Raw genomic sequence first — 15,912 nt, 5'->3', positions numbered from 1 at the left:
CCGCTTAACTATCCTCTAACTCCCCCTATTATTAGGAGGTGATTTTGAGTATTGTCTTTGGCATTAAGTTAATGCCAAAGACAATTTAAACCACCTCATTAGTACCCTCTTAACTACACAATTAGCCACATCACTCACAACGCTATTTAACCTGAATATCCTTGTACTGTTTTACCTCACATTTAGTATATTTGAAATCACTAGGTAAATAGTTGTTTTACATTGTATTTTATACCGACAACTGAGCGAAATAAGTCAACTCGTTTATTATCAACAGCTTACATGTCAAAGTTTAATTTAATAATTAAATAAAACTTTGTTCGGTAGGTGATTAGATAGCTTGTCCTATATAATATTGGCATTATAATCTGTGCTAATAATTAAGGAATATTTGTTGTGAATTCACTGTTAAGTTTTAAAGGTAAAATTATTGCAAGCGTAATACTTTTACTCACCATTTCGCTGGTCATTTCTGCTGTTATTTCCAATAAGCAAATGTCCGCTTCAATGGTATCGAGTATTGATAAATACTCTAAGCTAAACGTATCGACAACAACCGATAGAATTACAACGTGGTTTAGCACAATGAAAACAGGCCTTAAAAAAAGTGCGCCCGATTTTGCCATTCGTCATGACGATAGTGAAACACTGCGCATGGTCAAACAGATTGAATTTGCCACGCAAGCTAACGATGTTGTTGCAAGTTATGAAGATGGCAGTTTATACAGTGCCTTACATGGTAAAGTTGATATCGACGCACGTGAACTAGCTTGGTATAAAGATGCAAAAATGCAGCGAGAAACCGTTGTTACCAATATTTATAAACATTCAACGACAGGTGAATTGTTGATCAGTATTGCTGAACCATTTTTTACCGAAGGTCAATTTTCGGGTGTGCTGCTTGCCGATATAAAATTAGATGTGTTACAAGAAATGGTAGAGCGCTCTGTACTTGAAGATTCAGTTACGACACTCTATAACGAAGACACAATGGCAATAGCCACCACTGACCCACTAGAAATCGTTGGTCAGAGAGCACCAAATCGTAATAAAGAATATACCCAACTAAAAACACATATTGAAAGTAACGATCAAGGTATGATCGAGTTAGATGACTATGGTTTTGCTAAAATCGTCTATTTCTCAACATTGGTATTAGATGATAATACCGTGTGGAAAATCATTATCACGCTAGATAAAAAGTCTCATTTGGCCGCAGTGAATGAAAGTTCACAAATACTATTGCTCTCGAGTATTGTACTGGTATTACTTTCATCGCTTGTGATTTACATGAGCTTGTCACGTCTATACGCCCCTATTCTGGCATTAAAAGAGATGATTAACGACCTTGCACGAGGAGACGGTGATTTGACCCAGCGCCTCGATGTCACACGCAACGATGACTTGGGTGAAATAGCCGAAGCTGTTAATCGCTTCATTATTAACTTACAAGAAATGATGCTTAAAATTGCGAATTCAACAGTGCATATCTCGACAGGCATCAGTGAACTACGAAACCAAACAGAACAGAATAACCAAGTATTAACTGAACACGCAAACGAAACAGAGCAAGTCGTTGTAGCTATCACAGAGATGAGTTCAACCGCTGACAGTGTTGCGCAAAGTGCAGCGAAATCAGCAAGCTTTACTCAGCAAACAACCGAGCAAGCCAATCAATCAAAAGTTGTCGTTGATACCGCAGTATCAGGTGTTGCAGACTTAGTGAATGAAGTCGAGTGTATGGCAACAAACATTCAAACCATGAATAACGACACCAAAAAAATCAGTGCTGTATTAGGCATCATCGGGGGGATCGCAGATCAGACAAATCTACTTGCATTAAACGCCGCGATTGAAGCTGCTCGCGCCGGTGAGCAAGGGCGTGGATTCGCGGTGGTAGCTGATGAAGTGCGAACATTGGCAGCACGTACACAGCAAAGTACCTCAGAAATTAACGAAATGCTTACTAATCTAAACCGTGGCACAGACAGCGTAGTAAACGCAATGGACGCAACACGCATGAGTTGTGAACAGACGGCAAATACCACCGCAAGTGTAAATGAAAGTCTCGATTGTATGACGAACTCCATTGTACAAATCAATGACCTTGGCATCCAGATCGCAACGGCAGCAGAAGAGCAAAGTTCTGTCACCGAAGAGATTAACCGTAATATGACAGCGATCCGTACCATGGTGTCACAGCTTACTCAAAACGGAAACAAGACGATGGATAGCACACATAACCTATCGAATTGTAATGATGAACTAACGCAGATCATTAGCCAATTTAAGCTTCAATAAATAGTCCAACATCGATAAAACATTAAGTTAAAATATCAGGCTTTATATTACTTTATATCAACTTATAGATATAAAGTCTGATTGTTTATTAACAAAAAATTATTTTCCATCCAACTTTACGTTACAATCGCTTACAAAATCCTATTCCAGCTTTCATATGAATGATAGGATATGCAAAAAATAGTATAAAGCTGAATATATAACCAAAAATCAGCTTTATAGCAACATTTATAACCATTAAAGGGTATTTGTTAACGTGAATTTTATATCAAGTTTTAAAGGGCGAATAATCTCAGTCATTATTTTGCTTTTAATAACGACTTTAACTATTTCTAACTTCTTTTCTTATCGCCAACTATCTTCTTCAATGTCGAGTAATATCAATGATTACTCTATGCTAAAAGTTGATACCACGTCGGCAAAGATCAACGTTTGGTTTCAAACGATTAAAGAAGGTTTAATCGCGACTGCGCCTGACTTTTCGCAAACGCGTGATGATGAACAGTTACATTTAATGGTTCGACAAATCACAGCAGCTACAAAAGCGAGCGATATTGTGGTCGGCTTTGCTGATGGTCGCTCTTATGGCGCGGCAAGTGGTAAACGCGACCTTGCGAGTTATGACCCCCGTACTCGTGATTGGTATACACTCGCACAACAAAAACGTGGCACGATCGTAACAGCCATGTATAAAGATGCCCTGACTAAGCAGTTACTGATTAGTATCGCTGAACCCTTTTATAAAAATGGTCGCCTGGAAGGTGTATTACTTGCTGATATCGAGCTAGGTGTATTGAATGATATGGTGCGTGATTCGGCATTTGCCAATGCTGTAACAAGTCTATACGACAATCAAGGTACGGCCATCGCATCGACAGTACAAATTAATAATCCAGGTCAAAGCAAATTAGCTGACGACATGGGTTATGCGAAACTGCAACAGAAAATGCTTAATAATGATGAAGGTGTCTCTGAGTTCAGCGTCAATGGCGCAGATAAAGTAAGCTACTTTGAAAGCATCAAACTTGATGATTCAATGAGCTGGCATTTAGTTATTACCGTAGATCAATCAGCACACTACGCGACTGTAAAAGAGTTATTAGAAGAAACGCTGCTTGGCGCCCTGCTGCTTATTATTATCGCGTCTGCAATTGTATATGCCGCACTTAACCAGCTTTATCGCCCTATTCTCGCGTTGAAATCAACCGTCGTTGATCTTGCCCATGGTAATGCCGATTTAACGCAACGCCTTGCAGTAACGAGTAATGATGATTTAGGTCAGATAGCCGAAGCTGTTAACCGCTTCGTGATCAACTTGCAAGATATGATGTTAGAGATCTCTCAATCTACCGATCATATTTCAGCAGGTATCGAGCAATTAAAATCGCAGACTGAACACAACAACGCGGTATTAGTGGATCACGCTAGTGAGACTGACCAAGTTGTTGTTGCTGTTACTGAAATGAGTTCAACAGCAGACAGTGTTGCGCAAAATGCCGCACAATCAGCAACCTTTACGCAGCAATCTGCCGATGAAGCACATAAATCAAAAGCCGTTGTTGAAGGTGCTGTACATGGTGTTGCAGACTTAGTAAACGAAGTTGAAGCGATGGCGCTGAACATTCAAACAATGAATGAAGATACTCACAAAATCAGCACAGTATTAAGTGTGATTGGTGACATTGCCGACCAAACGAACCTACTTGCACTGAACGCAGCTATCGAAGCGGCGCGTGCTGGTGAGCAAGGTCGTGGTTTTGCCGTTGTAGCAGATGAAGTACGAACGCTTGCAGCAAGAACCCAGCAAAGTACGTCTGAGATTAATGAAATGTTAGCCCGCCTACGTAACGGCGCTGATATGGTTGTTCGCGCAATGGATATCACTAAGGCTAGTTGCCAACAAACGGCAACAACGACAGCAAGTGTGAATGATAATCTTGACTCAATGACAACCTCTGTTATGCAAATTAACGATCTTGGTATTCAGATTGCTACTGCGGCAGAGGAACAAAGTTCTGTGACGGAAGAAATCAACCGTAACATGACAATGATCCAGAGCATGGTTAATCAGCTTACTGATAATGGTGATAAAACCATGGACAGTACCCGTGAACTTGCTAGTTCAAACGAGCAGTTAGTCGCGATTGTTGGTCAGTTTAAATTAAAATAATACCTTATATCTAAATATTTTATATGCGCAACATGTTGGCTTTTAACCCGTTTAAAAGCCAACATTATATGTTAAGTCTTATGTATAAATAGAAACTGCGGTTTAAATAGAAAGCCTTGTACATAATCAATATTTAGCGACTTTGCAAACAACAGATCCCCCTCTGTTTCCACGCCCTCCAAAATCGTTTTCTTACCTGCGGCTCTAGCATAAGCAATCAAGGCTCTAATCAATAATAAAAATTGGGCATTATGCTGATTCAATACCACAAAACGATCAAATTTAATAAAATTAACTTGTTCTAACACTGCGGTAGAGAGCATCGACTGTTCGTTACAAACATCATCAATTGCAGTTCTTATATTATATGACGCCATTAATTTGATCATGTTAATACTCATTTTGGCGTCGATTATCTCGGAGTTTTCAATCAACTCAACAACTACTTCATTGTCCTTATGATCTAAAAACAACTGAATGAAGGGATTTAATTGTTTCGTGACTATCGACAAATCTGCGATATCATCGCCATAAGCAAAATATGAATCTTGATCTAAATTAACAAACAATTTGATATTTTTTGGAGCGTGTTGAAGCTGTAATTTTTTCTGTGCATACTCCACCTGAAATAGAGATAGCGGATTATCATGCAATGCCTTATATACTTGATCTGGGGGGATGGCATTACTTTGATCATCATAGAAACGTGATAACGCTTCATAAGCAAATATTTCAAGTGTATCAAGTGCTATGATAGGTTGGTATTCAACACCATAATTTTCTGATTTTAAAATATATAATAGTAACTTAGGTGGTATAACTTGCTCTATACTAGTCAAATCCATTAACTCTAGCTTAAAAACGATTAAGTATACTAACACCTAATAGTAATAATTCTCAATATCACTTATTCGTTGCAAATGTAAAAAAGAGTGATACCGAACACAAAAAAGCCTTTAGTATTGACTTATTCATCATGAATAAATCATCTAAAGGCCTTTATTATGCATTAAATTTTTATCTAGCGACTCAGTGGACTAAATAGCTAACTAAGTTGCAACAGAATTAATCGCATCCGTTAGGATTGCCACAACCACATCAATTTCTTCAGATTGGATAATCAGTGGCGGTAACATGCGGATAGTAGAACCAAAACGCCCACCTAATTCAATAATCAAACCACGACGTAATGCTGCTTGTTGAATCTCTTTCGCACGTTCGCCATCTTGTGGCAAGTTACCTAATACATCACGCTCGCCATTAGGATCAACAATCTCGATACCTAACATCAAACCACGACCACGGACATCACCGATAACGTCACTATCAATCGCTTCTAAGTCATGCTTTAACTTAGCACCCATTGCACCTGCATGCAGATGTAATTGGTTTTCCGCAAGATGACGCATCACTACCATACCTGATGCCATTGCTAGCTGGTTACCACGGAATGTACCTGCATGAGCACCAGGATTCCACTTATCAAAATCGCTGTGATACACAATCGCAGCGAGCGGTTGACCGCCACCTAACGCTTTAGATACTACGATCACATCAGGTTCAATGTCTGCATGTTCAAATGCAAATACTTTACCGGTACGACCCATACCCGCTTGAATTTCATCAATAATAAGCACGATACCGTGACGCTTAGTAATATCACGTAAACCGCGTAACCAGCTTGGATCTGCAGGTAATGAGCCTGCTTCACCCTGCACTGCTTCAACGATAATTGCCGCGGGTTTAGCCACGCCAGATTCAGGATCAGTTAGCATTGTTTCTAACTGATAAAGGCTGGCTTTAATGCCCGTTTCACCGAGGCCATAAGGACAGCGTGGTGCATACGGGAATGGCATAATTTGCACATCCGCGCCCGTCATGCTCAAGGCTGATTTAGGGCCTAAATTACCCATCATTGCTAACGCGCCATGCGTCATGCCGTGATAAGCCCCCGAGAATGCTAAAACAGAACGACGACCAGTGGCAATTTTAGCCAGCTTTAATGCCGCTTCAACTGCATCAGAGCCACAAGGGCTACACATTTGAATGCGTGCATTTTCAGCCATATTACCCGGTAGTAGATCCAATAACAGCGTCATAAACTGATCTTTGACTGGGGTCATCAGATCTAACGTTTGCATTGGTACTTCTGACTGCACAGCTTCGATCAACGCAGCTGTTACATCAGCGTGGCTATGACCCAGCGCCAGCGTACCTGCAGCAGCTAAACAATCAATAAAGATCTGTTGCTGAGTATCTTCAACAAAGATACCTTGGCCGCGTTTTAACGCAAATGGCAAACGACGCGGATAACTGCGAGCATTTGACTCACGTTGTTCTTGGCGTTGTAAATAGCTATTAGTCGCTAGCACACGTGCTGGCTGACTAAGAAACGAATCCAAGTTTAACGCGGTAGGCATTACTGCGCGCGTCACTGGTTTATCGTTATTCATTTCAGTCACATAATTTAAAACTTCGCTCACGTCGTTTTCAACCTTCTTTGATCTTTTATTCATAATTGCCACCTTGTGAAAGGTATCATTCATATTGTTGCTGACACTCGGCAAGATTAAGCTTTGCCCAAGGTCGCCTTGAAATCCTGATAATCAAACTGATTTAGGGTCTCAATCTCTCCACTCACGCCATTAACATCTGCACGTTGAAAATAGATGCTTGGCATTTTTAGGCCATTGAACCAGTTCAGTTTCACCATGGTGTAACCGGCTGAATCTTTAATCGTTAGACGATCGCCAATGTGTAATGCCTGTGGGAAATTGGCTTCGCCAAATACATCCCCAGCCAAACATGAACAACTGCCTATGATGTAAGGGTGTTCGCCCTCTGCCGTTGCTTCCGCAAAACTCGCTGGTTCGTTATAGATAAGGGTATCTAAACGATGCGCTTCAGTTGCGCTGTCTACGATTGCTGTTTTTTTATCGTTTTCAACAACGTCTAATACCGATACCACAAGGTCGGTCGTATCTGTAATAACCGCTTCACCCGGTTCAAGATACAACTGCACTTGGTGTTTTTCAGCAAAGGCTTTCAATGCTAATGCTAATTCAGCCACTGGATAACCCGGATAAGTGAAAAACAAACCACCACCCAAACTCACCCAAGATACTTGCTCTAGGTGTACTGAAAACTGCTCTGAAATGGTGCTTAGGATGCTGTTATAAGCAACAAAATCCTTGTTTTCACAATTCATGTGGAACATCAAACCATCAAGTTTAGCCACAGTTTCAGCCGTTAGACCTGCTTGTTTAACACCTAAGCGAGAATAAGCACGCGCAGGATCAGCGAGATCTTGCCCTGCGTAACTGACTTCAGGGTTAATACGCAAGCCAACGCTGCTTGAATCGGGCAACAAAGGCTGCATGCGTTCCAGTTGTGATACCGAATTAAAAATGATTTTATCGGCTATATCACGCACCGCAATCACGTCATCTTCGCTGTAACCCACGCTGTAAGCATGTGTTTCACCGGGAAATGTTTCGTGACCTAGCTGTACTTCATACGGACCACTACTGGTTGTACCGTCTAAATATTTACTGATGGTATCGAACGTTCCCCATGTAGAGAAACATTTCAACGCTAACACCAATTTCACATCAGATAGATCTTTTAACTGCTTGCAGATCTCGAGATTGCGCAGCAGTTTGTCTTCATGGATCATGAAATACGGTGTTTTCAGAGGCGCACTAAGCGCCCCTGTTACAGTTGTATTAACTGCCGACATTACTCGCAGTCCAGCTCTTGAACTTCCCATGTTAGACCGATACGTGGCATCAATTCTAAGAAGTCATCTGGGTTTAACTGCTCTACGTTAAATAGCCCTGCTTCGCTCCACTTACCTTGGAAGTAAAGTAGTGCAGCAGTAATTGCTGGTACGCCTGTTGTATAAGAAATAGCTTGATGCTCAACTTCTTTATATGCTTCTTCGTGATCGCAGATGTTATATACGAATACGCTGCGCGGCTTGCCAGCTTTAGTACCACGAACCCATGTACCGATACATGTTTTGCCCGTGTAGCCAGCTGCTAGTGATGTTGGATCTGGTAAGATCGCTTTTAATACTTTCAGTGGTTCAACCGTAATACCGTCAGTCGTTGTAACAGGTACTTGGCTTAATAAACCAATATCGCGCATTACGTTGAAGTATTTAAGATAGTTATCAGAGAAACCCATCCAGAATTCAATACGTTTTGCAGGAATGAATTCTGCTAATGAACGTACTTCATCGTGCGCCATTGAGTAAACTTTTTGTTGTCCAACAACAGGGAAATCAAATTCCATTACACGGCTGTGGCAAGGTACTTGGTGCCATTCTTTGTTCTCAAAGTAGAACGAATCACCTAAGATCTCTAACATGTTTGTTTCTGGATCAAAGTTAGTTGCAAAGCGTTGACCGTGATCACCCGCGTTTACATCCATTACGTCGATGCTGTCAATTTCATCAAACAAATGCTTGTATGCATATGTTGCGAATACGCTTACTACACCTGGATCAAAACCAGCACCAAGAATACCTGTGATACCCGCTTTTTCGAAGTCGTCGCGGAATGCCCATTGTGGATCATAAGCTTCTGGTACTTGCTGGCCTTCACTGCATAAATCAGTGGCAACAGAGGTATCTAGGTAAGCAGTTTTAGTTGCTACACACGCAGCCATGATCGCTACGTTTACCCATGGAGGACCGGCATTAATTACTAAATCTGGATTTACTTCTTCGATTAATGCGATTAGCTCATCTTTGTTATCAACGTTGATTTCACGTGATACTAAGCTGCGCGTCTTGTCTTTTAAGTTGTCTCGGTTATGAACACTGGTAATTATTTTGTCACATTTAGCGATAGTACGTGAAGCGATTGTAATATCACCAAACACGTCATTGTTTTGAGCACATTTATGCGCAATAACCCAACCAACACCACCAGCACCAATTTGTAATACAGACATATCTATTCCTTAAACTTATTCTTTATTGTTATTTTATAAATGGCTGATCTATTTGAAACTGATCAACCACTGTTATATTTATTGCTATAAACGCTAAGCTAGCGTTATTTGATATAACTTTGAAGTTCAGCAAAATCAGCGATCTTGCTAAACAAGCTTTCAAAATCACTTAACTGTAAACACGGATTCAAAATTGTCAGTTTTAGGCAGGTATAACCATTAATTTTGGTTTCGCCTAATACTGCTTGTCCTGCTGTTAGCAGATCCAAACGTAAACGCTGATTGATCATGCAGATCTGTTCTTCACGCTCAGCACTTACGTCGCTACTTGTTATTAGATCGTTATATCTGAACAACACAGTGCTTAGTTGTGGCAGAGCCAACAATTCAAACTTGTCAGTCGCTTTGACTAACGCACCTACATCTTGAGTTAGGCTGATAAGATGATCGTACATCGCACCAAATTTATCCGTACCCAACGCTTGCATAGACATCAGCAGTTTTAGTGCATCAAAACGCTTGGTCGTGGCGATTGATTTATCCACCAAGTTCGGTAGTTCGTCAGTTTCACGATTTAAGTAGTCAGCATGGTGTAGCAGGTATTTGAAGTTGTGATTATCACGAATTAATAATGCGCCACAGCTAATCGGTTGGAAGAACAACTTGTGGAAATCGGTACTGATCGAATCAGCCAGTTCGATTCCCGCCAAACGATCTTTGTGTGAACTCAAGATCAATGCCCCGCCGTATGCGCCATCAACGTGAAACCACATATTGTGTTGTTCGCTGATTGCCGCTATCGCTTGTAAGTCATCAATCGCACCAAGGTCGGTCGTGCCCGCAGTACCCACAACACAGAATGGGATCAAGTCTTGCGACTGAAGATCTGCAATCGTGGTGTTTAATGCGTTCATATCTAAACAACCGAACTCATCCGTTGCAACAGTCACAACTGCGCGTTCACCCAACCCCATTAACGAGGCTGACTTTTGCACGGTAAAATGACTTGTTTGTGAACACAGAATGCGAAGTTTTTTCGCGTAACTTGGTAAGCCGTCTTTCTGAACACTTTCACCCGAAATTTGTTCAACAGCGCGATCGCGTGCCAACAACAGACCCATTAAGTTGCTTTGCGTTCCGCCACTGGTAAATACACCGTCAGCGCCATTATTGGTCGCTGATTGCTCAAGGTCATAACCGAAGAGTTCACACAACCAATTCGTCATTTTCTGTTCTACGTAGGTAGCAGAAGATGCTTGGTCCCATGAGTCCATTGATTGGTTTAACGCAGAAATAATGGTTTCAGCTGCCAATGCAGGAATTAACGGTGGCGTGTGTAGATGCGCAATACAATGCGGATGCTGGACAATAATCGAGTTTTTGCCAATAACGTCCACATTGTTTGAAATGATTTCAGCAAGCGGCGCAATTGGCGTTTTACCAATTGGCATTGCCATGATTTTCTCATTCAACGCTGCTGGTTCTAGCCCTGAATATGGTGCATCAACAGCGGTAAACATCGCTGATAATTCACGTGCAGAATGCTCGATTGCGTTAAGGTAATGCGGTTGTGCTTTAGGATCAAGATGTACGAATACATCAGACCAATCACTGTTGTGATTTGAATTTTGGTTTGAGTTTTTCATCATTCTTCAAATTTTAAATAAAAAAATGCGTATTCGAATGTTTAATAATGCTAAAACGGTTAAATCGCGTTAGAGCGGAAGTAAACAAGCGAACAGGTAAGCTGCGTAGGCAACAAATAGAAAATGCTAAATTTTAGGCGAAGCTGTAAAGCGCTCGCGCTAATCAGAGATCAGAAGTACGGTAGGGAAATACGAAATGTGTGATTAATGATTTGTATCACTGTATTTTAAAGTCCATATAAAAAACAAAATAATCGAGTAGCTCGATTTAATGACGGCAATTTAATTTAAATGTTATCAAGATGCAAGTAATTTATTTCACTTATATTATAAATTAATCTGTAAATACAAACAGGTTTAGTTATAACTAATGAATAGTAGGTAGTTTGGACTCTATCTAGCTTCTGTTAGTGACAATGTATATCTCAGTCTTAATCGCTGTAGATAATTATAGGCGACACGGTTAATACAATGTTGATAATAATAAGCGGACAGCCCTAAGCCATATTTGGACAGAAACAAGTTAGAGTACTAGTTCTAACTTGTAATATTCATATTAGTTTTAATATGGAAAATGAATATTATGCCTTCGATTTAACCTGCACAACAAGAAAGTTCTTTGACATCTTTATTGAAGGTTTGGGCACACAACTTTAAGCCTTCAACCATAGTAAGATATGGAAAAAGTTGATCGGCTAACTCGTTCACTGTCATTTTATTGTGAATAGCTAACGCAGCACTTTGAATTAACTCACCACCTTCATGAGCAAGAATTTGCGCACCAATGAGCTGCTGTGAATCTACATTTATCACTAATTTTATAAAGCCGTCAGTTTCGAAGTTAGCTAATGCCCGTGGTACATTTTCCATGTCTAATACTCTAGAGTCAGTCACTATGCCTTGGGTTTCTGCTTGCGCTTCGGTTAACCCAACCGTTGCGACTTGTGGGTCAGTAAAAATGACAGCTGGCATTGACGATAAATTAAGCTTTGCGTTCCCTCCCGTCATATTGATCCCCGCACGACTACCTGCCGCAGCGGCAACATACACGTATTGAGGCATATTGCAGCAATCCCCAGCAGCATAAATATTAGGCGCAGACGTTTCCATTCGAGAATTAACTTCTATGCAGCCATTGCAGTCTGTATTAACACCGACCATATCAAGATTTAGTCTGCCAGTATTCGCATGACGCCCCGTACTCACCAGTAATTTATCGCAATTAATTTGACCACTGCTACTTGAAAGAGTGAAAGACTTACCATCAAAGCTTACCTGACTAGCTTGTGTCTGGTTCAGAACTCGAATCCCCTCATTTTCAAAAGACTGACATAAGCGCTCCCCCAGAATGGGGTCTTCTCTATACAGTAAGGTATGTCTTGATAGTACCGTAACTTCGGAACCCAAGCGACGATAGGCTTGAGCGATTTCCAGAGCGACTACTGATGATCCAATCACAACTATATGCTCAGGTGTTTCCTCTGAAAATAATGCCTCTGTCGAAGTCCAATAAGGCGTATCAACTAAACCAGCAATAGGTGGAATAGCTGGTGTTGAGCCTGTTGCGATTAAAATGCGGTTTGCGACAACCTCGATTTCCTGTCCATTCTCAGAGGTAACAGTTAAAGTATTTGGATCTTTAAAGCAGGCATACCCCTTAATTAAACTCAATGATGGGTTACTATCTAAAATATGCTGGTATTTAGCCGCTCTCAATTCGTCAACACGCGATGTTTGCTGTTTAGCCAATAATGAACGGTTAATAATTGGAGTCTGGTTCTCCAGCCCTGCAAACGGATTATCTCGTTGCTGCTTAGCTAATTGTGCTGCGCGGATTAATATTTTTGATGGCACACAGCCGACATTGACACAACAACCGCCAATGACATCTCCCGCCTCTATAATTGTTACTCTCGATCCACCCTCTGCTGCTTTTATAGCACAGGCAAACGCCGCTGAGCCACTACCTATAATGGCAACATGAACATTGTCTTGTGATGTATTCTGCTGCTTATTCGAATCGCACTTATTCATTTATTTTCCCCCATCCTTTGAACTTAGATGACAAGAATCGGACTTATTTTTTTTCTTACTTTTAAACAATGCGTAAAACGTCAACCCAATAAAAAAAGCGAGTGCTGGCAGTAAAACATAATCTAAATAACCAAGCATGCCAGAGAGCCCTACAACCCCTAGAACGATGACCAGAATAGGGGTAAAACAACACAGTGCTGCAATCACAGTACCTGTAATTCCCCATTTTAATAGTGGACGTTTTTTATTCATATAAACCTACTTTTTTAAGTTTGAGGGGTAGCCAGCATTCGTTGTCGCATCAATAAGTGTTTGTATATTTGTATATTCGTATATTCGTATATTCGTATATTCGTATATTCGTATATTCGTACTTTCGTCATCAAAATCAACCTGTGCCAATTTTTTTCGTACAACACCTCAACATCAGTCACACCATCGACTTGTTCAAGAGACTTTGTTACGGTAATTGGACAAACAGGGCAATTCATTGTTGGTAGCTCTAAAGTCACAATCTGAGGCTTAGCTATAGATCCAAAAGTGATCAAAGACACTCCGAGCAGTAATAATATTTTATTCAAAATAAGCATGTTTTTATCCTTATCTTTTTAAGTAATCCATAGAACCCAGTAATTACTGGAGATTAAAATCAGGGCAATAAGGGAAGCTAACCAGAACGTGATTTTTCGACGAGTTTGCACTTGCGGGACTGCACAGGGTGTGCCTTGTTGGCATTCAATTTGTGGACGGTAGAGTTTCCAGCCTGACCAGCTAAACAGTCCAACAACAGCAAGAATGAAGAAGGGGCGATAGGGTTCAAAGAGGGTAAAATTCCCAATCCAAGAACCACCTATGCCGAGCAGCAGTAGCACAAGAGGGCCTGCGCAGCAGAGACCTGCCCCAATTGCAGCAACAAGACCACCCATTAAAGGAAGGTTACTTGCTTTATTTTCCATGACTTACTCCACTTTTTTTGTTAGTAAAGTAAGTATAAACCCCGTACCTAAGTACAGAGTCAAATATATTAGCTGTTTTTTTTCGGTAAAAGACTCTCTACTATAGGACAAGCAGAGTCAGTGTTGTTGCATCTGCATTGAGTGACTAAATTGGCTAATACGTTTTCAAGGCGTTTTAAATCAGCTAGCTTTTCTCTCACATTAGCAAGTTTTTTCTCTGCAATTTCTTGCACCGAAAAGCAGTTTTCTTCCCCTAATAGAAGTAAGTTAGCGACTTCATTTAATGTAAACCCAAGCTCTTGAGAACGCTTAATAAACTGGACTCGTTCGAGTGTTTTATCAGGATATTCACGATAGCCCTGCTCAGGCGTAACGGGTTGTTCGATCAAACCAATGCGCTCGTAGTAACGAATTGTCTCAATATTTACGTTAGCTAGATTCGCCAACTTTCCTATTTTCATTTTGTCACCCTTAACATTTGTCTCTTTTCACAATATGAGGCCAGATTTTCCATTTGGCAATATTTCAATTTCTCAGGCGCAAATAAATCAAAATTATGAAATGCACCTCACAATCTAGTCTATTTGCAAAATTACCAGTTCATCCAGCATTAGCTAAAGTACGGAAAATTATCATGTACAAAATGTGAATGAGTAGAAGCACTAACAAAGAAAGGGGCATGTTTGGCCTTCAACTATAGTGGTTGAAGACCAGAACTAAACTTAACTATCCGTTTCCTCAGATAACTTCAGGGCATCTTCAATCTCAATGCCCAAGTATCGAATGGTATTATCTACTTTTGTATGGCCTAAAAGCAGCTGCACTGCACGTATATTTTTAGTGCGGGCATATATCAACGTAGCTTTGGTTCGTCTCATCGAATGCGTGCCATATAAGTTATCATCCAGCCCTAAGCTTAGCGCCCACGACTTGATAATCTTTGAATAGTAAGAATAACTAATCGGTTTGCCTATTCTACGAAGACTGGGAAATAGGTAGCTCTCAGTTCCAAGGCTTGCCGAAAAGATCCACCTACTGATGCTTTGTTGACTTCTAGGTGTTATTTCAAATTGAACGTCATTACCTGTTTTACTTTGATTAAGCTGTACTCGTGGGTGAACGATACCTTGGGAAGAAACATCTCCAACTTTCATTCTAAGTAAATCACATGAACGTAGTTTGCTATCTATAGCCAAGTTTAAGAGATCTAGTTGCATTGGGTTATCATTAATTTGGAGTCTGGTTCGAATGCCCCAAATTTCTTCTAGTCTAAATGGCTTCTTAGCACCATGTACGTGATTTGAGTTCTTTACAATCATCATGACTTCCTATTGCAGATAATAGTCATGATGATTGTAGAATGGAACAGGTACAGAGCTTGGAAATGGACAGGAATGGCTTAGTGCTTATGCTTTAAAGAGCACGGTTCGCATAACATAAAGTATGGCTAATTATAATCCACATTATACACAACGCTTGGTATGAGTTTATTATCTAGTTTACTAGATGGTTGACCTTTATTTGGGTCATAGAAAACGCCCCCGATAAAGGTGATGTAGTGCCAGTATCCATCAGTATGCCTAGCATAAATAATTGCATCTCCTTTCTCAGCTAAAAATTTTTTAGAGTAAGAGGAATTTATATCAAGCAGGCCAATCTGAATCAGTTTAAACTTCATATTCCTGTGAAGAATAAACCTCGTTTTATGTTGGCGTACATCTTTCATTATTTCGTCAGCTTCTTCATAAGTTTTTCTAGCAATAGTTGCAAACGCGGCGACGCCACAATCATCGTCATATCGCTGTGTTACATGTTCAGCTTCCATCTAAACTCCTTTTATATTACC

13 protein-coding genes and 1 pseudogene are annotated in these 15,912 nt (G+C 40.5%); 2 read left to right on the top strand and 12 right to left on the bottom strand.

Features of this window, described 5'->3' with window-relative positions:
- Positions 1-396 precede the first annotated feature (396 nt).
- Both JFU56_RS08425 and JFU56_RS08420 read left to right on the top strand, forming a co-directional pair.
- Positions 397-2,301 carry a methyl-accepting chemotaxis protein gene (locus JFU56_RS08425; RefSeq protein WP_198436831.1) on the top strand — a complete coding sequence of 635 codons (1,905 nt, stop codon included), beginning with the start codon at positions 397-399 and terminating at the stop codon, positions 2,299-2,301.
- Positions 2,302-2,557: 256 nt separating this feature from the next.
- On the top strand, positions 2,558-4,471 hold the full coding sequence (locus tag JFU56_RS08420; RefSeq protein ID WP_198436830.1) for a methyl-accepting chemotaxis protein: 1,914 nt from the start codon (positions 2,558-2,560) through the stop codon (positions 4,469-4,471).
- A gap of 71 nt (positions 4,472-4,542) precedes the next feature.
- On the opposite strand, the gene JFU56_RS08415 is transcribed toward JFU56_RS08420, so the two are convergent.
- The 12 genes and pseudogenes from JFU56_RS08415 to JFU56_RS08365 form a co-directional block, all read right to left on the bottom strand.
- The gene (locus JFU56_RS08415) at positions 4,543-5,316 is read right to left on the bottom strand and encodes an EAL domain-containing protein (RefSeq protein WP_198436829.1); all 774 of its coding nucleotides are present in this window, start codon (positions 5,314-5,316) and stop codon (positions 4,543-4,545) included.
- 204 nt (positions 5,317-5,520) lie between these two features.
- Positions 5,521-6,987: a diaminobutyrate--2-oxoglutarate transaminase family protein gene (locus JFU56_RS08410; RefSeq protein ID WP_198436828.1), complete on the bottom strand. Its 1,467-nt coding sequence runs from the start codon at positions 6,985-6,987 to the stop codon at positions 5,521-5,523.
- A gap of 53 nt (positions 6,988-7,040) precedes the next feature.
- A complete protein-coding gene (gene nspC, locus JFU56_RS08405; protein WP_198436827.1) occupies positions 7,041-8,210 on the bottom strand; it encodes a carboxynorspermidine decarboxylase in 1,170 nt (389 codons plus the stop codon).
- Positions 8,210-9,430, bottom strand: a complete 1,221-nt coding sequence (locus JFU56_RS08400) for a carboxynorspermidine synthase (protein ID WP_198436826.1) — start codon at positions 9,428-9,430, stop codon at positions 8,210-8,212. Before JFU56_RS08400 ends, nspC begins: the two co-directional genes overlap by 1 nt.
- Positions 9,431-9,534: 104 nt before the next feature.
- A complete protein-coding gene (locus tag JFU56_RS08395) occupies positions 9,535-11,079 on the bottom strand; it encodes an aspartate aminotransferase family protein (protein ID WP_198436825.1) in 1,545 nt (514 codons plus the stop codon).
- 591 nt (positions 11,080-11,670) lie between these two features.
- Complete coding sequence (gene merA / locus JFU56_RS08390; protein WP_198436824.1) at positions 11,671-13,110, bottom strand: mercury(II) reductase; 1,440 nt, start codon at positions 13,108-13,110, stop codon at positions 11,671-11,673.
- Positions 13,111-13,362 carry a mercury resistance system transport protein MerF gene (merF, locus tag JFU56_RS08385; RefSeq protein WP_198436823.1) on the bottom strand — a complete coding sequence of 84 codons (252 nt, stop codon included), beginning with the start codon at positions 13,360-13,362 and terminating at the stop codon, positions 13,111-13,113.
- A 6-nt stretch (positions 13,363-13,368) separates the two neighbouring features.
- Positions 13,369-13,691, bottom strand: a pseudogene (locus JFU56_RS23230) (cation transporter).
- A gap of 27 nt (positions 13,692-13,718) precedes the next feature.
- The gene (locus JFU56_RS08380; RefSeq protein WP_198436822.1) at positions 13,719-14,066 is read right to left on the bottom strand and encodes a mercuric transporter MerT family protein; all 348 of its coding nucleotides are present in this window, start codon (positions 14,064-14,066) and stop codon (positions 13,719-13,721) included.
- Between the two features lie 68 nt (positions 14,067-14,134).
- Positions 14,135-14,527 (bottom strand): Hg(II)-responsive transcriptional regulator, encoded by a 393-nt coding sequence (merR, locus tag JFU56_RS08375; protein WP_198436821.1) that lies wholly within the window; start codon positions 14,525-14,527, stop codon positions 14,135-14,137.
- 261 nt (positions 14,528-14,788) lie between these two features.
- Complete coding sequence (locus JFU56_RS08370) at positions 14,789-15,385, bottom strand: tyrosine-type recombinase/integrase (protein WP_198436881.1); 597 nt, start codon at positions 15,383-15,385, stop codon at positions 14,789-14,791.
- A 128-nt stretch (positions 15,386-15,513) separates the two neighbouring features.
- A complete protein-coding gene (locus JFU56_RS08365; protein WP_198436820.1) occupies positions 15,514-15,891 on the bottom strand; it encodes a hypothetical protein in 378 nt (125 codons plus the stop codon).
- Positions 15,892-15,912: the final 21 nt, after the last annotated feature.

It is taken from the genome of Moritella sp. F3 (genome assembly GCF_015082335.1).
Lineage (GTDB): Bacteria > Pseudomonadota > Gammaproteobacteria > Enterobacterales > Moritellaceae > Moritella.
This window is presented reverse-complemented; position numbering and strand designations above follow the sequence as displayed.